This is a genomic window from Brevundimonas sp. NIBR11, from assembly GCF_027912535.1.
Classification (GTDB): domain Bacteria; phylum Pseudomonadota; class Alphaproteobacteria; order Caulobacterales; family Caulobacteraceae; genus Brevundimonas.
This window is the reverse complement of the sequence record NZ_CP115465.1, coordinates 1,315,363-1,331,796: the sequence shown is the minus strand read 5'-3', so window position 1 is coordinate 1,331,796 and position 16,434 is coordinate 1,315,363. Positions and strand designations below refer to the sequence as shown.

The 16,434-nt window shown below is 66.4% G+C and carries 21 protein-coding genes and 1 tRNA gene; 4 read left to right on the top strand and 18 right to left on the bottom strand.

All coding sequences use genetic code 11. The annotated features are described in order from the left end of the window. Nucleotides 1-2: 2 nt before the first annotated feature. Together rplM and O5O43_RS06590 are read right to left on the bottom strand one after the other, a co-directional pair. Entirely contained in the window at nucleotides 3-476 is a 474-nt protein-coding gene (gene rplM / locus O5O43_RS06595; RefSeq protein WP_271086403.1) for a 50S ribosomal protein L13, read from the bottom strand. A 180-nt stretch (nucleotides 477-656) separates the two neighbouring features. Then, nucleotides 657-1,754 carry a COX15/CtaA family protein gene (locus O5O43_RS06590; protein ID WP_271086107.1) on the bottom strand — a complete coding sequence of 366 codons (1,098 nt, stop codon included), beginning with the start codon at nucleotides 1,752-1,754 and terminating at the stop codon, nucleotides 657-659. Between the two features lie 144 nt (nucleotides 1,755-1,898). Here O5O43_RS06590 and O5O43_RS06585 point away from each other — a divergent pair, with 144 nt between their 5' ends. From O5O43_RS06585 to O5O43_RS06575, 3 genes are all read left to right on the top strand, one after another. Beyond that, nucleotides 1,899-2,153: a transglycosylase gene (locus tag O5O43_RS06585; RefSeq protein ID WP_271086402.1), complete on the top strand. Its 255-nt coding sequence runs from the start codon at nucleotides 1,899-1,901 to the stop codon at nucleotides 2,151-2,153. Beyond that, nucleotides 2,153-2,371, top strand: a complete 219-nt coding sequence (locus O5O43_RS06580) for a DUF2842 domain-containing protein (RefSeq protein ID WP_271086106.1) — start codon at nucleotides 2,153-2,155, stop codon at nucleotides 2,369-2,371. The genes O5O43_RS06585 and O5O43_RS06580 overlap by 1 nt, the downstream gene beginning before the upstream one ends. Before the next feature lie 71 nt (nucleotides 2,372-2,442). Next, a tRNA-Pro gene (locus O5O43_RS06575) sits at nucleotides 2,443-2,519 on the top strand. Between the two features lie 90 nt (nucleotides 2,520-2,609). Here the strand turns inward: O5O43_RS06575 and O5O43_RS06570 are convergent. The 6 genes from O5O43_RS06570 to O5O43_RS06545 all read right to left on the bottom strand — a co-directional run bounded on the left by O5O43_RS06570 (nucleotide 2,610) and on the right by O5O43_RS06545 (nucleotide 6,628). Then, entirely contained in the window at nucleotides 2,610-3,035 is a 426-nt protein-coding gene (locus O5O43_RS06570) for a MerR family transcriptional regulator (RefSeq protein ID WP_271086105.1), read from the bottom strand. After that, nucleotides 3,035-3,334, bottom strand: coding sequence for an integration host factor subunit alpha (locus O5O43_RS06565; RefSeq protein ID WP_271086401.1), 300 nt, complete (start codon nucleotides 3,332-3,334; stop codon nucleotides 3,035-3,037). The genes O5O43_RS06570 and O5O43_RS06565 overlap by 1 nt, the downstream gene beginning before the upstream one ends. A gap of 80 nt (nucleotides 3,335-3,414) precedes the next feature. Further along, nucleotides 3,415-4,392, bottom strand: coding sequence for a beta-ketoacyl-ACP synthase III (locus tag O5O43_RS06560; RefSeq protein ID WP_271086104.1), 978 nt, complete (start codon nucleotides 4,390-4,392; stop codon nucleotides 3,415-3,417). Then, nucleotides 4,389-5,465: a phosphate acyltransferase PlsX gene (gene plsX, locus O5O43_RS06555; RefSeq protein WP_271086103.1), complete on the bottom strand. Its 1,077-nt coding sequence runs from the start codon at nucleotides 5,463-5,465 to the stop codon at nucleotides 4,389-4,391. The genes O5O43_RS06560 and plsX overlap by 4 nt, the downstream gene beginning before the upstream one ends. A 96-nt stretch (nucleotides 5,466-5,561) precedes the next feature. Continuing rightward, the gene (locus tag O5O43_RS06550) at nucleotides 5,562-6,092 is read right to left on the bottom strand and encodes a DUF177 domain-containing protein (protein ID WP_271086102.1); all 531 of its coding nucleotides are present in this window, start codon (nucleotides 6,090-6,092) and stop codon (nucleotides 5,562-5,564) included. Then, the gene (locus O5O43_RS06545; RefSeq protein ID WP_271086101.1) at nucleotides 6,089-6,628 is read right to left on the bottom strand and encodes a ubiquinol-cytochrome C chaperone family protein; all 540 of its coding nucleotides are present in this window, start codon (nucleotides 6,626-6,628) and stop codon (nucleotides 6,089-6,091) included. Before O5O43_RS06545 ends, O5O43_RS06550 begins: the two co-directional genes overlap by 4 nt. A gap of 91 nt (nucleotides 6,629-6,719) precedes the next feature. Between O5O43_RS06545 and bamE the strand changes: the two genes are divergently transcribed. After that, nucleotides 6,720-7,199 carry an outer membrane protein assembly factor BamE gene (gene bamE, locus O5O43_RS06540; protein WP_271086100.1) on the top strand — a complete coding sequence of 160 codons (480 nt, stop codon included), beginning with the start codon at nucleotides 6,720-6,722 and terminating at the stop codon, nucleotides 7,197-7,199. 210 nt (nucleotides 7,200-7,409) lie between these two features. On the opposite strand, the gene O5O43_RS06535 is transcribed toward bamE, so the two are convergent. The 10 genes from O5O43_RS06535 to glyA form a co-directional block, all read right to left on the bottom strand. After that, nucleotides 7,410-9,557 (bottom strand): sodium-translocating pyrophosphatase, encoded by a 2,148-nt coding sequence (locus O5O43_RS06535; protein ID WP_271086099.1) that lies wholly within the window; start codon nucleotides 9,555-9,557, stop codon nucleotides 7,410-7,412. A gap of 246 nt (nucleotides 9,558-9,803) precedes the next feature. Next, nucleotides 9,804-10,232, bottom strand: coding sequence for a hypothetical protein (locus O5O43_RS06530; RefSeq protein ID WP_271086098.1), 429 nt, complete (start codon nucleotides 10,230-10,232; stop codon nucleotides 9,804-9,806). Between the two features lie 35 nt (nucleotides 10,233-10,267). Further along, nucleotides 10,268-11,257 carry a thiamine-phosphate kinase gene (gene thiL / locus O5O43_RS06525; RefSeq protein WP_271086097.1) on the bottom strand — a complete coding sequence of 330 codons (990 nt, stop codon included), beginning with the start codon at nucleotides 11,255-11,257 and terminating at the stop codon, nucleotides 10,268-10,270. A 3-nt stretch (nucleotides 11,258-11,260) separates the two neighbouring features. Then, entirely contained in the window at nucleotides 11,261-11,791 is a 531-nt protein-coding gene (nusB, locus tag O5O43_RS06520) for a transcription antitermination factor NusB (RefSeq protein WP_271086096.1), read from the bottom strand. After that, nucleotides 11,788-12,249: a 6,7-dimethyl-8-ribityllumazine synthase gene (ribH, locus tag O5O43_RS06515; protein ID WP_271086400.1), complete on the bottom strand. Its 462-nt coding sequence runs from the start codon at nucleotides 12,247-12,249 to the stop codon at nucleotides 11,788-11,790. The genes nusB and ribH overlap by 4 nt, the downstream gene beginning before the upstream one ends. Further along, a complete protein-coding gene (ribB, locus tag O5O43_RS06510) occupies nucleotides 12,246-13,391 on the bottom strand; it encodes a 3,4-dihydroxy-2-butanone-4-phosphate synthase (protein WP_271086095.1) in 1,146 nt (381 codons plus the stop codon). Before ribB ends, ribH begins: the two co-directional genes overlap by 4 nt. After that, nucleotides 13,391-13,981: a riboflavin synthase gene (locus O5O43_RS06505; RefSeq protein WP_271086094.1), complete on the bottom strand. Its 591-nt coding sequence runs from the start codon at nucleotides 13,979-13,981 to the stop codon at nucleotides 13,391-13,393. The genes ribB and O5O43_RS06505 overlap by 1 nt, the downstream gene beginning before the upstream one ends. Before the next feature lie 3 nt (nucleotides 13,982-13,984). After that, nucleotides 13,985-14,617 (bottom strand): RibD family protein, encoded by a 633-nt coding sequence (locus tag O5O43_RS06500; protein WP_271086093.1) that lies wholly within the window; start codon nucleotides 14,615-14,617, stop codon nucleotides 13,985-13,987. Next, a complete protein-coding gene (gene nrdR / locus O5O43_RS06495) occupies nucleotides 14,617-15,093 on the bottom strand; it encodes a transcriptional regulator NrdR (protein WP_271086092.1) in 477 nt (158 codons plus the stop codon). Before nrdR ends, O5O43_RS06500 begins: the two co-directional genes overlap by 1 nt. Before the next feature lie 10 nt (nucleotides 15,094-15,103). Next, on the bottom strand, nucleotides 15,104-16,396 hold the full coding sequence (gene glyA, locus O5O43_RS06490) for a serine hydroxymethyltransferase (protein ID WP_271086091.1): 1,293 nt from the start codon (nucleotides 16,394-16,396) through the stop codon (nucleotides 15,104-15,106). Nucleotides 16,397-16,434: the final 38 nt, after the last annotated feature.

Below are 16,434 nucleotides of genomic sequence, written 5' to 3'. Positions count from 1 at the left end.
GCTTAGAGGCTCCGGGTGTTCTTGGCCGAGCGGCCGGCGAAGTCGATCGTCTCGGGCTGCTGGGCTTCGTGGTTGTGAGCCGAGCCGGCGAACAGACGCAGGTGCGTCATCTGCGTGCGGGCCAGCGGGCTTTCCTTCGGCATCATGCGCTCGACGGCCTTCTCGAGCACGCGCTCGGGGAAGCGGCCGCCCAGGACCTTCTGCGGAGTCGTCGACTTGACGCCGCCCGGGTGACCGGTGTGGCGATAGTAGATCTTGTCGGTGTTCTTCTTGCCCGTGAACACGACCTTGTCGACGTTGGTGACGACGACGTAGTCGCCCGAGTCGACGTGCGGGGTGTAGGTCGGCAGGTGCTTGCCACGCAAGCGCATGGCGATGAAGGTCGCGAGACGGCCCACGACGACGCCTTCGGCGTCGATATGGATCCACTTCTTCTCGACCTCGGCCGGCTTCAGCGAAGCCGTGGTGCTCTTCAGCATGTGAGGTTTCCTAAGACAGGAGGCGAAACGGGGTCGCGCCGGACAGACCGAAGCGAGCGAAGGCGCGCTAGTAGGGGAAAGGTCCACAGGCGTCAATGCTGCGTGAAACGCTCAATGCTCATTAAACCACTGATCTAAAACAACTTTATATCAGAGGTATTAAAATACCGCATACAGTCACCGCGTTCTGCGGGGTCCCGACATGAAAAGACGGGGCTGAGAGCGTCGAACCAACCACAGATTGGCCGTCGCGAGCGCGAGGACGACCGCGGCGCCAGCCTGATGCAGCCCGCCCAGCCACAGGGGCACGGCGTTGATCAGTGTGACGATGCCCAGCGCGGCCTGAACCCAAAGCGCCCCGGCCACCAGGAAGGCCGAGACGCCCAGTCCCTCGGCCAGCCGCCAGCGCCAGGCCTGGACCGCGTAGACGGTCCCGCCGATCAACAGGCCATAAGCGAAGATCCGGTGATTGAACTGGACGAGGGCGTGGTCGTGCAGGAAGGCCAGTCCGCCCAGACCCCACTCCACCGGCGCGATGATCGCGCCATTCATCAAGGGCCAGTCGGTGTAGATGAAGCCCGCCTTGGCCCCGGCTACGAGGCCGCCCAGCAGGCACTGGACGAAGACCGCGCCCAGCAGGACTGTCGCGCCTCGGCTCCAGCCGACGGGCGAGCGCGAATGCTCTTCCCCCGACCAGGCTTCCAGCCCCGTCCAGATCAGTCCGGCGAAGATCAGCAACGCCAGCCCTAGATGGGTCGCCAGCCGCTCCGGCGCGACATCGACCCGTTCCGAGAGCCCCGAGGACACCATCCACCAGCCGATCAGTCCCTGAAGCCCGCCCAAGGCGAGCAGAACCGCACAGCGCCAGATGAGCCGCGTCGGCATGGCCATCCGGCCGAAGAACGACCGCTCGGGCATCAGGCGGAACAGGAGGAAGGCAAAGAATGGCAGGGCGAACACAGCGCCGACCAGCCGCCCGACCAGCCGGTGCAGCCACTCCCACCAGAAGATGCCCTGGAACTCGCCCAGCGACATACCGGCATTGACCTGGGCGTATTGCGGGATCGCCTTGTACTTTTCGAAGGCGTCGTTCCAATCGGCGGGCGTCATCGGCGGGATCGCGCCCATGATCGGCTTCCATTCGGTGATCGAGAGCCCTGAGCCTGTCAGCCGGGTGATGCCTCCGATGACCACCATGGAAAACACCATGGCGGCGCAGAAGAACAGCCAGATCGCAACGGCTTTGGATTGGTCCCGGCTTCTGAAACGGTTCATTCGACGCCTGACGCTCCGACGGATACAGTGTCGCCAAACTCGTGCGACCGTGGCGGTATGCCCTCCGATCGTGGCGAGATCAAAGTCCGAAGTCATGACGCGAGGTCGCAAGCCGGCCTGGCTGGAGGTCCGCGCTTGGAAGCTGTGTTGGAATACGCCGATGTGGTCGTCGCCGCCGGGGGCGCCTTCGCCCTCGCCTGGATCGCGGATCTGCTGACCGGCCGTCGCGGCCTGTTCGCCGCGTCGCTGGTCGCTTTCGTCGGCGCGGCCTGCGGCTGGTTCCTGGCGGTCCGGGTGTTCGGCGCCTCGACGATGGATGAGTTCGGCTGGGTGCTCTGGTCCGCCGCCGGCACGATCCTGTGCCTGATCACCTATTATCTGTTCCGGAACACTCGCTGATGGGGCTTCGGGCGCGCCGGGCCGTGGCCTCGATCGGCATCCTTGTCTTTCTGGGTTTCTACGTCTGGCTGGTCATCGCCGTCGGGGCCCGTGTGCCCGACCACCCGCTGGCGACCCTGGCCTTCTACGGTCTGGCCGGGACCCTTTGGGGCGTGCCGCTCTTGCCGCTGATGTCCTGGGCCGAGGGCAAGCCTTTCCTGAAGAAGAAGCAGAACTGACGCGGACGAAATCGAGGCTGTGCGTTTTCTCGTTTGCGGCGACGCAAACCCCTCGCTATAGACCCGCGTCTCGGAGCGTGGCGCAGCCTGGTAGCGCACTTGACTGGGGGTCAAGGGGTCGCAGGTTCGAATCCTGTCGCTCCGACCATCTACTCATCGAATAGATGTCGGATGTATAAGGGGTCGTCTTTGGACGGCCCCTTTTGCATTTGTAGTTTGGGTGGTCGGAGCGGGCAGATCAGCCCGCCAGAACGGCGTCCAGACGCGCGCGCGCGCTCTCCAGATCAGCCAGAATCGCCCTGAGTTCGCGCTCGGACTTGCCGGCTCCTGCTACGGCCGGTGGGCGGTTTTCGGTCGCCGTGGCGGCCTCCGCATCCATGGCGAAGGCCGCATCCGGATCGCCATAGGCGGCCAGTCGCGCCAGACCCTGATCCTTGTAAAGACGCTGCACGCCCTTGATGGTCAGACCTTCGTCGTGAAGCAGGCGACGAATGGCCTTCAGCACCACGATGTCCTGCGGCCGATAAAATCGGCGCCCTCCCGCGCGCTTCACGGGCGCGACGAACGGGAATTTGGTTTCCCAGAAGCGCAGCACATGCTGTGGCGCGCCCACGGCCTCGGCGGCCTCCGAAATGGTCCGGAAGGCGTCGGGGCCTTTGGCCATCAGGCGTCGGCGCCCGCGCCGTGCACGCGGGATTTCATGATCTGGGAGGCGCGGAAGCTGATGACCCGACGCGGATTGATCGCCGCCGGCTCGCCCGTCTTGGGATTGCGGCCCATGCGCGCGCGCTTCTCACGCACCTGGAAGACCCCGAAACCGGACAGTTTGACCGTCTCGCCCTGTTCCAGGCTTTCGACGATCAGCTCCAGGGTACGCTCGACCATCGACGAGCATTCCTGTCGCGACAGGCCGACTTCTTCATGGACGGCTTCGCAGAGGTCCGCGCGCGTCAAGGTCTGCAGTTCGCCCAATGTCGTCCCCTCTCATCCCAGCCTCCCCATAAACGGCGAAAAGCGGGCGAAGTCAAAGTCCAGCGCGGCTGTTACAGCCGGAAAGCGCAGGCGCCCCAGGTCAGACCGCCGCCCATGGCCTCCAGCAGGACAAGATCACCGCGCTTGATGCGCCCGTCCTGGATCGCGGCGTCCAGAGCCAGCGGAATCGAGGCGGCCGAGGTGTTGGCGTGAGTGGCGACGGTGGAGATCACCTTCTCCTCGTCAAGGCCCAGCCGGTCGCCGACGCCCTTGATGATTCGCTGATTGGCCTGGTGCGGCACGAACCAGTCGACCTCGGGCACGGTGATGCCGGAGGCCTCGCAGCAGGCGGTGATGGCCTCGGCGATATTCACCACGGCGTGGCGGAAGACCTGGTTGCCGGCCATCCGCAGGTGACCGACCTGACCCGTCGTGGAGGGCCCGCCGTCGACATAGAGCAGGTCCGTCTTGGTTCCGTCGGAGCGCAGGGCGAAGCCGAGCAGGCCCTGATCGGCGGTCGTCCCCTGCCCCTCTCGCGGCTCGACCACGATGGCGCCGGCGCCGTCGCCGAACAGAACGCAGGTCGTCCGGTCGTTCCAGTCCATCAGCCTGGTCATCTCTTCCGCGCCGATGACCAGGGCGCATTTGGCCAGGCCGCGCGCCACGAAGCCGTCGGCGACGCTCAGGGCGTAGACGAAGCCCGAGCAGACCGCCTGGACGTCGAAGGCGATGCAGGTCGGAGCGCCGATCTTCCTCTGAACGATGGAGGCCGTGGCCGGGAAGGTCATGTCCGGCGTCGTGGTGGCGACGATGATCATGTCGACGTCGGCGGCCGTCTTGCCCGCATCGGCAAGCGCCTTCTTCGCCGCCTCGGCGGCCAGATCGCTGGTCGGCTGGTCGTCGCGGGCCTTGTGGCGCTGGCGGATGCCGGTGCGCTCGATGATCCATTCGTCGGACGTATCGACGAACTCGGCCAGGTCGGCGTTGGTCACTACCTGTTCCGGCAGGAAGGAACCGACGCCGGTGACGGCGCTGCGGATGACGCTCACGAGACGCTCTCTTGGACCTGGGATGGGGCGGCTTGGGCCGCGTGCATGACGTCGGTCAGACGGCTGAGGTTCGCCCCGACCGTCTGCATATAGTCGCTGCGGGCCAGATCGACAGCGATGCGGATGGCGTTTCCGAAGCCCTTGGCGTCGGCGCCGCCGTGGCTCTTCACCACGATGCCGTTCAGACCCAGCAGGGGGCCGCCGTTGATGGCGCTGGGATCGATCTTTTGGCCCATGGCCTTCAGCGCCGGCATGGCGATGAAGGCTCCCGCCTTGGCCTGCAGGCTCGAGGTCAGAGCCTCGCGCAACAGGCTGGAGATGAAGCGCGCCACGCCCTCGGCGGTCTTCAGTGCGATATTGCCGGTGAAGCCGTCGGTGACGACCACGTCGACCGTGCCCTTGGCGATGTCGTCGCCCTCGACAAAGCCATGATAATTCAGCCCCAGCCCGCCCTCGCGCAGAATGCGGGCGGCCTCCCGCACCTCCTCGTGGCCCTTCATGTCCTCGGAGCCGACGTTCAGGACGCCGATGGTCGGGCGAGCCACGCCATGAACCGCGGCGTGGAAAGCCTCGCCCATGATGGCGAACTCGACCAGCTGTTCCGCATCGCTCTCGATGTTGGCGCCGACGTCCAGCACGGCGGTGACTCCACGCAGTGTGGGCCAACTCGCCACGATGGCCGGACGCTCCAACCCCGACGCAGACATACGCAGGATCAGTTTGGAGATCGCCATCAGGGCGCCGGTGTTGCCGGCCGAGACAACGGCCCCGGCCTCGCCCGACTTCACGCACTCGATGGCGTTCCACAGGCTGGTGCCCTTGCCGCGTCGCATCGCAGTTGCCGGCTTCTCGTCCGAGGCCACCTTGGTCGCCGTGTGCCGGACATCGCAGAGATCGGAGGTCAGGTTGTGCTTCGCCAATTCGGCCACGATCGCCTGCTCGTCCCCGTGCAGCAGGAAGCTGACCCCCTCCCCGCCATGGCGACGGATATAGTCGCGGATGCCGCCGACGACGACGGGCGGACCATGGTCGCCGCCCATGGCGTCGAGAGAAATAAGGGTGGGCGTTGGCAAGGGGTCGGAAACTCCGGTGCGCCGACTTAGCGTCGCGTTCTTGTGGGTCGCAGGATACCGCCGCCGGAACCGGATGCAAACGGCGGTGACGTCGGGTCAGGATTTTCCGTCGCCATCCTTGGGCTTGAACGCCTTCAGAACGGCGAAGGGGGAAATCTCGGCCGGTTCTTCCGGCTGCACAAATTCGGCGCCCGGCTTTCTCGGGAACGGGTCAAGTTGAAGCGACAGCTGTTCGACGGCATAGGCGCCCAGATCGATTCGCCCGTCCTCGATCACGTCGGGCGTCTCATCGTCCAAAGTCAGCTCGGCCTCGGCCGTCCCCGTCTCGGGTTCGCCCGTGTCGACCAGATCGATGGAGAACCATTCGTCCACCTGAACCGGCAGGGGCTCGAGAGTGATGCCGCACACCTGCTCCAGTGCCGCGACGACCCGTCCGCTCAGTGTCCAGCCCACATGCGCCGGCGCCACCCTGATATCGGCTTCGAAGGCGCTCAGCGACGCCAGGTCCAATGCCTGGACGATCCGCTTGATCGCGTCCGCGTCGGGAATCAGATGACGCTCGATTCCGGCGCCGATCTCGTTGATCCGCACGATCTCGCTGAAGGGCGGGCGAGCTTCGCTGGTCATGCCGTCACCTCGGGCCAGTGGGGCGCGGTCAGGACCGCATCGATCGGTTGCGTCGCCAGCCCCGCGCGCGCCGCCAGGGCGTACGCCGCCAGCGCCCCCGCTTCTGCAGCGTCGCCGCTCGCATAGACGTTCCGCGCCAGCCCTTCGGCCAGGGCGTCCGCATCGCCGGCGCGCAGGGGGGCCTCATAGGTCGTCATCCGGCCGTACAGCGACTCACCCAGCCGCCGCATCTTCTTGGCCATGGTCACGTCGTTGACGCCCAGTTCGCGCAGCGCGTTGTCAAGAGCCGAGACATAGACGTCGAACAGGTTCTGCGCCGCCTCGGAGCCTTTTTCCGCGTCCACGCCCGCCTCGTCGCGCAGCCGCAGGATCAGCAGCAGGACATGCAGGGTGTAGAGTTCGAACCGCGCATCGATCTCGTCCTCGACGCCCAGGGCCCTGTAGAAAGCGGGTTCGCGCGCCTGCGCCACGGCGGCCGTATAAAGCGGCAGGCCCATGCGCTCGGCGGATCGGGTACGGAACAGGTTCTTCAGCATCAGTGTACGGCCCCTTTTCCGCCGCGCCGTTGAACTAGGCGTCAGGTCCGGTTAGGTCAAAGACCTTGTTTCGTCCCAGGCGCTCGTCCCTATGAATAAGATCGTCGTCCGTCTCGCCGTTCTGGCCGCCCTCGCGCCGCTGGCCGTCGCCTGCGCGCCTGTCGTGGGCAACCACGGCTTCCAGATCGTGGACAAGGACCCGAAGGACATCGCCGTCGGAACCGACACCAAGGCGACCGTCCTGGCCCAACTGGGCTCGCCCTCGGCGGTTTCGACCTTCGAGGACAACATCTGGTACTACATTTCGCAGACCACCGAGCGGTACACCTACAACCGCCCGCAGGTGTCCCAGCGCAGCGTCACCGCCATTACCTTCAACGAAGGCGACGACAAGGTCACCGAGGTCCGCAACCTGGACCTCGACGACGGCCAGCAGATCGCCATGGAACGGCGCGAAACCCCGACCCGCGGTCGCCAGCTGACCATCCTGGAACAGCTCCTCGGCAACGTCGGCCGCGGCCAACTGCCTCGCACGGACGAGGACGTCCCGGGACAACGTCGCCCGGATTAAGACTTCAGACTTGCCTAGCAAAAGGCCCGGAGATCGCTCTCCGGGCCTTTGTCTTTGTCTCCTCCCCATGAGATGGGGAGGTGGCGGCGAGCTCCTGCGAGCTGACGGAGGGGTTCTTCGTGGACGCAGAAATAACCCCTCCGTCTCCTCCGCTACGCCTCGGATCCACCTCCCCATGCGCAAGCGCCCATGGGGAAGAGCCTTCGGGCCCTACCCGATCGTCCCGCTCGCCAGCACCGCGAGCAGCAGAAGCGCCACGATGTTGGTGATCTTGATCATCGGGTTCACCGCCGGGCCGGATGTATCCTTGTAGGGATCGCCGACCGTGTCGCCGGTGACGGCGGCCTTGTGAGCCTCCGAACCCTTGCCGTGAACGACGCCGTTCTTGTCGGTGAAGCCCTCTTCGATGACCTTCTTGGCGTTGTCCCAGGCGCCGCCGCCCGAGGTCATCGAGATGGCCACGAACAGGCCGGTGACGATGACGCCCATCAGCATGGCGCCGAGAGCTGCAAACGCATTGGCCTTGTCCGAGATGAAAAGGACCGCCACAAACAGCACGATCGGCGACAGCACCGGCAGGAGCGACGGCACGATCATCTCGCGGATCGCCGCCCGGGTCAGGATGTCCACGGCCCGGCCGTACTCCGGCTTGACCTGATAGGTCATGATGCCGGGGTTCTCGCGGAACTGGCGACGCACCTCGGCCACGACCGATTCGGCCGCGCGGCCCACGGCCATCATCGACATGCCGCCGAACAGGAAGGGCAGCAGCCCCCCGAACAGCAGACCGACGACGACATAGGGGTTGGTCAGGTCGAAGGCGACCACGCCCATGTTAGCGAAGAACGGATAGTCCGCCGGGTTGGAGGCGAAATACTGCAGGTCCGAGGTGTAGGCGGCGAACAGCACCAGGGCGCCCAGGCCCGCCGAGCCGATCGCGTAGCCTTTGGTCACGGCCTTGGTGGTGTTGCCCACGGCGTCCAGGGCGTCGGTCGAATGACGCACTTCCGAAGGCAGGCCCGCCATCTCGGCGATGCCGCCGGCGTTGTCGGTCACTGGACCGAAGGCGTCCAGCGCCACGATCATCCCCGCCACGCCCAGCATGGTGGTGGTGGCGATGGCGATGCCGAACAGGCCGGCCAGCTGGAAGCTGACGACGATGCCGACGATGATGACGATGGCCGGAAGCGCGGTGGCCTCCAGCGACACGGCCAGACCCTGAATGACGTTCGTGCCGTGGCCCGAGACCGAGGCGTTGGCGACCGACCGCACCGGGCGGAAGTTGGAGCCGGTGTAGTATTCGGTGATCACCACGATGGCGGCGGTGACGGCCAGGCCGACCAGGCCCGACCAGAACAAGTTCATCGGCTCGATCTGCAGACCGCCCGTGGTCACGACCGGACCGGTCACCAGGGTCGTGATGACCCACCATACCGCGCCGACCGACAGGACGCCGGTGACGATCAGGCCCTGATACAGGGCACCCATGATGTTGTTCGACTTGCCGAGGCGCACGAAGAACGATCCGACGATCGAGGTCACGATGCAGATACCGCAGATGGCCAGCGGCAGCAGCATCATCACGTCCACATAGGGCTGGCCGCGGAAGAAGATGGCCGCCAGCACCATGGTGGCGACCGTGGTCACCGCATAGGTCTCGAACAGGTCGGCGGCCATGCCGGCGCAGTCGCCGACGTTGTCGCCCACATTGTCGGCGATGGTCGCGGCGTTGCGGGGGTCATCCTCGGGGATGCCGGCCTCGACCTTGCCCACCATGTCGCCGCCCACGTCGGCGCCCTTGGTGAAGATGCCGCCGCCCAGACGCGCGAAGATGGAGATCAGCGAGGCGCCGAAGCCCAGGGCCACCAGACCGTCGATGACCTCGCGGCCCGTCGATTCAAGCCCCAGCCCCTGGGTCAGGACGGCGTAGTAGCCGGCCACGCCCATCAGGGCGCCGCCCGCCACGAACATACCGGTGATGGCGCCCGAGCGGAACGCCAGGTCCAGCCCCTTCGACAGGCTTACCGAGGCGGCCTGGGCCGTTCGGACGTTGGCGCGGACCGAAATCAGCATGCCAGCGAACCCGGCAAGGCCCGACAGGACCGCGCCGATCACGAAGCCGATGGCGGCGTACTGGCCGATCAGCAACCAGGCGGCGATCAGGATGACGATCCCGACCATGCCGATGGTGGTGTATTGCCGTTTCAGATAGGCGGAGGCGCCTTCCTGAATGGCGGCCGCGATTTCTCGCATCTTGTCGTTGCCGGTATCGGCCTTCATCAGGCTCGCGGTCTGGACGAGCCCGTAAAGGACCCCCAGCGCACCGGCGGCTATCACTAGCCACAGATAGTTCGTCATTGGCGTTTCCATACCTAATGCATTAGGCGCGCGGACCCTTGGCGCGGCGGGCGTTATCGCCTCTGTCCGCCTTCCGGTCCCCCCGTGCGCAGTCCGGACGCAATGGCGCGTCCCGCGGGAATTGCGGCTAAAGCTTGCCCCCTGCGTCGAGAGGACGCAACCAGCGTTTTCGAGGATGTGAGTGACCTGCGCTCAAGCAGCGAGCAACCGCCTCGTGAGAGATAGCGCCCTACAGAAACGCCGAACTCAGGTCGGCTGCACGCCCGTCCGACGGCGCGGGGCCTGGAGGGCGACCTGGACGCTGGTGATGCCGCCTGCTCCTGCGATGGAGGGCGCGATCCGCATCATCGCGGCGCACAGAGCCGGAGCATCGACCTGGGTCCAGTCATTGGCCAGGACGAACGGGGTCCGGTGCGCGGCGCGGACCAAGGCGTCGCGGAAATACGGCTCCTTGGCGCGCATCTGCTCGGGCGTGAAATGCGCGCCGAGCGTCAGGCTGATGGTCACGAAGACGTAGTTGCGGATGCGTCCGCCCGCGATGATCGGCAGGCCGACCCCGGCGATGTTGGCGGTCGTGGCGCCTCCGCCCGACGGGGCGTCCGAAGCCGAAGCGCTCGTGGCGACGGTTCCGGCCAGAGCCAGGGTTCCGAGGGCGAAGATGTCTCTGCGGCGCATGACGCGGTTATCGGGCGCAGCAGTTGAGATTCCGTTTAGTCGTGCGTCCAGCCGGACTTCTTGATGTCCACTGAGTTGCCGAGATATGTCGCGCCGACCCCTCGGCCCGCCGAAATCGTGCCCACGCGGGTCAGCCTCAGCAGTTGCCGATCGGCCTCTCGCTTCAGCGCCGCCTCGTCGGCCGGATGCGCCGTCAGCAACAGCTCATAGTCGTCACCGCCCGTCGCCAGCTGCTCCAGCGCCGCTTCCGGGTCGGTCCGGGTGTCGAACCAGGCCGTCGCTGCCGCCGAGCGCGGCAAGAGCTCCAGCTGCACCGAGGCGGCGACCCCGCTCGTATTGGCGATATGGGCCAGATCGGCGATCAGCCCATCGGAGACATCCATTATGGCGCTGGCGAGCCCCTGCACCGCCTGGCCGAAGGCCAGCCTCGGCACGGGGCGACGATAGTGTTCGGCCAGGGCGTCGATCCGCTCCGGCTCTAGCTTCAGATGTCCCTGGGCCGCCCTGAGCCCCAGATACCCGTCGCCGATAGCGCCGGTGACATAGATCCCATGCCCCGGCTTGGCCCCGCCGCGCGTCACCGACCCACCCTTCGGCCCCCAGCCCAGCATGGTGGCGGAAAACGACGCAGGCCCCGGCGTCAGCACTGTGTCCCCGCCCAGCAGGAGGATGCCGAACGCCTTCTGGTCCGCCCCCAGCCCGGCCGCGAACGCCTCCCGCTCGGGCCAGCCGCAGCGCGGCGACCAGTGGCAGGCCAGCAAATAGCCGAAGGGCTCGCACCCTTTGGCCGCTAAATCCGACAGGCTGACCCGCAACAGCTTCTGCGCCACCGTATCCAGCGGATCGTCTGGCAGGAAATGCACGCCTTCGACGATCGCATCCTTGGTCAGGACCAGATCGAACCCCGGCCGCGTCGGCATGACTGCGACATCGTCCGTCAGCCCCCAGGCATGATCCGGATGGGCCAGGGGCGCGAACAGTTTCCGGATCGTCTCGAACTCGCCGGCGGCGTCGACGCCCGCCACGGATCAGGCTTTCGGGCGAACGTCGCGGGCCACGCCGTCCAGCGCGGCGTTGACGAACTTTGCCTCGGCCTCGTCGAAAAAGGCCTTGGCCAGCTCGACGTATTCGTCGATGACGATCTCCTTGGGCACCTCGGCCTTGTGCATGAGCTCCCACGCCCCGCAGCGCAGCAGGGCCCGCAGGGTCGCATCGACCCGCTCCAGCCGCCAGTTCGACGCCAGACGCGCCTTCACGGCCGCGTCGATGTCCTTCTGATCGGTGATCACGCCCCGCACGACGTCGGCGAAATAGGCCTCATCGGCCTCGGCCAGCGGCTCGCCCTCGATGTCGGCGTCGAAGCGATGATTAGAGAACTCGGTGATGACGGTCTCGACGCCCTCCCCGGCCAGCTCCATCTGGTAGAGCGCCTGGACGGCGGCCAGACGCGCCACTGTGCGCGCGCGGCGCTGGCGGCTGGTCAGCTGAGGTTCGGCCTGGGCGCGTTCGTTCTCGGCGAGCTGGGCCAGGACGGCCTGGATGCTATTCGGTTCGGTCATTCGCCGAGCCCTACGCGCAACCGCTTCTTCAAGGCAATGAGGTCCATGCAGGCCTTGGCCGCGCCGCCGCCCTTGTCGCCCTCAGACATCCGGGCGCGAGCCCAGGCCTGATCTTCGTCCTCGACGGTCAGGACGCCGTTGCCGATGCACAGGCCCTGGACGCCCAGAGCCATGATCCCGGCCGCCGACTGATCCGACACGATCTCGAAATGATAGGTCTCGCCGCGGATCACGCAGCCCAGGGCGACATAGCCGTCATAGCGCGGGGCCGTCGGGTATTTGCCCGCCTGTTCGGCGATGGCGATGGTCGGCGGGATTTCCAGAGCGCCCGGCACGGTGACGACATCGAACTCGAACCCATGCGCGCGCAAGGCGTCCTTCGCGCCTTCCAAAAGCGCGTCGGCCAGTTCGTCATAGAAGCGCGCCTCGACGATGAGGACGCGGGAGGGATCCTTCAGGATTGCTCTTCTCCGTGCATGTCGCACCAGCCGGTGATGCGCAGGCCGTAGCCTTCGATGGCGGCGGGTTCGGGGCGGGTCTTGGACATGACGATCATGTCGCGCACGCCGAGATCCAGCAGGATCTGCGCCCCCACGCCGTAGTTTCTCAAGGACCGATCGACCGCCGTTGGCTTGTCGACCCCGGCCAGACGCTCGGCCAGCCCCTGCAGCGTCGGATCGCGCAGGAAGACGACGACGCCCGCGCCGTCATGGTCGGTGATCGCCTTCAGGGCGTCGGGAATATAGCTCTGCCGCTCCTCGACATGGCCCAAAAGGTCGGCGGCGAAGTCCACCTGGTGCATTCGAACCAGCGTCGGCTTGTCGGGATCGATCTTGCCGTGGACCAGGGCGACGTGCTCGGCGCCCTCGATCGTGTTCCGGTACAGCATCATGCGGAACGGGCCGCCGTGCACGCTCTCGAAAGGCTGATCCATCACTCGTTCGACGAACCGCTCGGTGCGGCGGCGATAGGCGATCAGGTCGGCGATGGTGCCGATCTTCAGCCCGTGCAGTTGGGCAAAGGAGATCAGGTCCGGCATCCGGGCCATTTCACCGTCGTCCTTGATGATCTCGCAGATCACGCCCGATGGGTTCAGGCCGGCCATCCGGCTGATGTCCACGGCCGCTTCCGTATGGCCTGCGCGGACCAGAACGCCGCCGTCGCGCGCGACCAAGGGGAAGATGTGTCCGGGCGAGACGATGTCGTCCATGCCCTTGGACGCATCCGTCGCCACCTGGATTGTGCGCGAACGGTCTGCGGCCGAAATGCCGGTCGTCACGCCTTCCTTGGCCTCGATAGAGACGGTGAAGGCGGTCTTCATGCTCTCGCGGTTGTCGGCGGCCATGGGCGGCAGACGCAGCTGCTGCGCCCGCTCGGCGGTCAGGGCCAGGCAGACCAGCCCCCTCGCCTGCCGGATCATGAAGTTGATCTGGTCCGGCGTCGCAAACTGCGCCGGAATGATGATGTCGCCCTCGTTCTCCCGGTCCTCGGCATCCACCAGGATGTAAGGACGGCCATTGCGGGCGTCCTCGAGGATATCCTCGATCGGGCTGATCGGGCTGTCGAACATGTCCTTGGCGAGCGCAATGGTGTGGGTCATCACGCCGTCTCCTGCCACCGCGCGAGGTATCGCGCCAGCATGTCGATCTCCAGATTGACCGGATCGCCGACCTTGAGCGCGCCCAGGGTGGTCGCTTCCCAGGTGTGAGGAATGATGTTCAGGCCGAAACGCTGGCCGTCCACGCTGTTCACCGTCAAGGACACTCCGTCCACAGTGATCGAGCCCTTGGCGGCGATGAACCGGTGCAGCGGCGCCGGCGCCTCGATAGCGATCCGGTGGGACCCGCCCTCCGGCGTGATCGACACCACGGTTCCGAGGCCATCGACGTGCCCCGAAACAATGTGGCCGCCCAGTTCGTCGCCGACCCTGGTCGCCCGCTCCAGGTTGACCGGCGTCCCCGCCGCCCAGGATCCCAGCGTCGTCTTGTCCAGCGTCTCGCCCGACACCTCCACCGCGAACCAGCCATCGCCCTTCTCCACGACCGTCAGGCAGACGCCCGCATGGCTGATGGAGGCGCCCAGATCGATGTCCGACACGTCCCAGGCCGTCTCGACCTCATAGCGACGGTCGCGCTCGGTCTGCGCGACCGAGCGGACGCGGCCGACGTCAGTGATGATACCCGTGAACACGTCTCAAACCTTCTCGTAACGTTCCCACAGGTCGTCACCCAGAGGCTCCGCCGCAAGGCGCCGGTACTTCGGCGCGTGCGCCAGTCGTGCGAGAGCGAGCGCCGCGACCCCCGGCCGGCCGTCCCCGCCCAGCAGGATCGGCGCCCGGAACCACTCGATCGCATCGACCAGCCCGGCCGAGATGAAAGACGCCGCCACCCGGCCGCCGCCCTCGATCATCAGGGATTTCACGCCGCGTTCGGTCAGCGCCGCCAGCACGGCATCCACCGTCGGACGGCCATGGCTGTCGCCCGCCACCCGCACGACCTCGGCCTCGCCCACGGCGATGGGCTCTCGCGTGGTCAGGATCAGCGTCCCCGCCTTGGCCAACCGCGCGAACGGCGGCGTCCGCAGACGACTGTCCAGAATGACCCGCAACGGATCGGCCCCCGCCTCCCCCTCCGGCAACCGCACCGTCAGCCGCGGATCGTCGGCCAGCACGGTCTCGACCCCGACCAGAATGGCGTCGCTGACGGCGCGCAGCCGGTGGCCCTGCTCACGCGCCTGCGGGCCCGTGATCCACTGGCTCTCGCCCGTCGACGTGCCGATGCGGCCGTCCAGCGACGTGGCGACCTTCCAGGTGATCCGCGGTCTCATCAGCGGCCCGAAGATCCCTGATCATCGTCCAGACCCTCGTCGCCGAGGAATTTGGCGAAGTCCCCGGTCGCCCGGAAGTCCTTGTAGACCGAGGCGTAGCGGACGTAGGCGACCTCATCGACGCCCTTCAGCCCCTTCATGATGAAGTCGCCGACGACGCTCGACTGGATTTCGGTTTCGCCCAAGCTCTCCAGCTGTCGCACGATCCGCGAGACCAGCTGTTCGATCTGCTCAGGCTGGATCGGGCGCTTGCGCAGCGCGATGGCGAGCGATCGTTCCAGCTTGTCGCGGTCGAAGGGCGTGCGCCGCCCATTCCGCTTCAGGATCACCAACTCCCGAAGCTGCACCCGCTCGAAGGTCGTGAAGCGCCCGTTGCAGTTCGGGCAGGACCGGCGCCGCCGGATGGCCGCGCCATCGTCCGACGGGCGGCTGTCCTTCACCTGGCTGTCCGCGTTGCCGCAGAAGGGGCACTTCATCGGTCGGCTCTTATCCGTAGATCGGGAAACGGGCGGTCAGATTGCGAACCTGTCCCGCGACCTCGGCGACCACGGCCGGATCGGCCTCGTCGCCGCCGTTCATCGAGGAGACGACGTCGGCGATCCAGTGTCCGATCGACTTGAACTCTTCCTCGCGGAAGCCGCGCGTGGTTCCCGCAGGCGTGCCCAGGCGAACGCCCGAGGTCACGGTGAACGGCGCGGTGTCGAAGGGCACGCCATTCTTGTTGCAGGTCATCAGGGCGTGCTCAAGCTGCAGCTCCGTCGCCTTGCCGGTAACCCCCTTGGGACGCAGATCGACCAACATCAGGTGGCTGTCCGTGCCGCCCGAGACGATGGCCAGGCCGCGCTCGATCAGAACCCCGGCCAGGGCCTGGGCGTTGGCCACGACCTGTTTGGCATAGAGCTTGAACTCGGGCTTCAGCGCCTCGCCGAAAGCCACGGCCTTGGCGGCGATGACATGCTCCAGCGGCCCGCCCTGCAGGCCCGGGAAGACGGCCGAGTTGATCTTTTTGCCCAGTTCGACGTCGTTGGACAGGATCATGCCGCCGCGCGGACCGCGCAGGGTCTTGTGCGTCGTCGTCGTCACCACGTGGGCGTGCGGCACCGGGTTTGGGTACGCCCCGCCGGCCACCAGACCGGCATAGTGGGCCATGTCCACCATCAGGTATGCGCCCACGCTGTCGGCGATCTCGCGGAAGCGGGCGAAATCGATATGGCGGCTGTAGGCCGAAGCGCCGGCCACGATCAGCTTGGGCTTTTCCTTCTGGGCCATCTCGGCCACGTGATCGTAGTCGATCAGATGGGTGTCTTCCTGGACCTTGTAGGTCACGGGCCGGAACCACTTGCCCGACTGGTTGGCGGGGCTGCCGTGGGTCAGGTGCCCCCCCGCCGCCAGATCCATGCCCAGGAAGGTGTCGCCGGGCTGCAGCAAGGCGAAGAATACCGCCTGGTTGGCCTGAGCCCCTGAGTGCGGCTGGACGTTGGCGAAGGCCGCGCCGAACAGTGCCTTGGCCCGCTCGCGCGCGAGATTCTCGGTTACGTCGACGTATTCGCAGCCGCCATAGTAGCGACGGCCCGGATACCCTTCCGCGTATTTGTTGGTCAGGACGGTGCCTTGCGCGTCCAGAACCGCCTGAGAGACGATGTTTTCGGACGCGATCAGCTCGATCTGTTCCTGCTGGCGACGCAGTTCGCCTTGGACGCCGTTGAAGACCTCCGGATCGGCCTCGGCCAGACCCTTGGAGAAATAGGCGTCGTGGATGAAGGAAGCGGTCACGGGCATGTCCAGCTGACGGAATGGAGAGGCGGCCTATCTAGTCC

What these genes read in the sequence shown, in the direction of transcription:
- O5O43_RS06590 (WP_271086107.1), bottom strand. Translation starts at nt 1,754, where the DNA reads ATGAACCGTTTCAGAAGCCGGGACCAATCCAAAGCCGTTGCGATCTGG.
- O5O43_RS06580 (WP_271086106.1), top strand. Translation starts at nt 2,153, where the DNA reads ATGGGGCTTCGGGCGCGCCGGGCCGTGGCCTCGATCGGCATCCTTGTC.
- O5O43_RS06570 (WP_271086105.1), bottom strand. Translation starts at nt 3,035, where the DNA reads ATGGCCAAAGGCCCCGACGCCTTCCGGACCATTTCGGAGGCCGCCGAG.
- O5O43_RS06550 (WP_271086102.1), bottom strand. Translation starts at nt 6,092, where the DNA reads ATGACCAGCGAAGCTCGCCCGCCCTTCAGCGAGATCGTGCGGATCAAC.
- O5O43_RS06545 (WP_271086101.1), bottom strand. Translation starts at nt 6,628, where the DNA reads ATGCTGAAGAACCTGTTCCGTACCCGATCCGCCGAGCGCATGGGCCTG.
- bamE (WP_271086100.1), top strand. Translation starts at nt 6,720, where the DNA reads ATGAATAAGATCGTCGTCCGTCTCGCCGTTCTGGCCGCCCTCGCGCCG.
- O5O43_RS06535 (WP_271086099.1), bottom strand. Translation starts at nt 9,557, where the DNA reads ATGACGAACTATCTGTGGCTAGTGATAGCCGCCGGTGCGCTGGGGGTC.
- O5O43_RS06530 (WP_271086098.1), bottom strand. Translation starts at nt 10,232, where the DNA reads ATGCGCCGCAGAGACATCTTCGCCCTCGGAACCCTGGCTCTGGCCGGA.
- nusB (WP_271086096.1), bottom strand. Translation starts at nt 11,791, where the DNA reads ATGACCGAACCGAATAGCATCCAGGCCGTCCTGGCCCAGCTCGCCGAG.
- ribB (WP_271086095.1), bottom strand. Translation starts at nt 13,391, where the DNA reads ATGACCCACACCATTGCGCTCGCCAAGGACATGTTCGACAGCCCGATC.
- O5O43_RS06500 (WP_271086093.1), bottom strand. Translation starts at nt 14,617, where the DNA reads ATGAGACCGCGGATCACCTGGAAGGTCGCCACGTCGCTGGACGGCCGC.
- nrdR (WP_271086092.1), bottom strand. Translation starts at nt 15,093, where the DNA reads ATGAAGTGCCCCTTCTGCGGCAACGCGGACAGCCAGGTGAAGGACAGC.
- glyA (WP_271086091.1), bottom strand. Translation starts at nt 16,396, where the DNA reads ATGCCCGTGACCGCTTCCTTCATCCACGACGCCTATTTCTCCAAGGGT.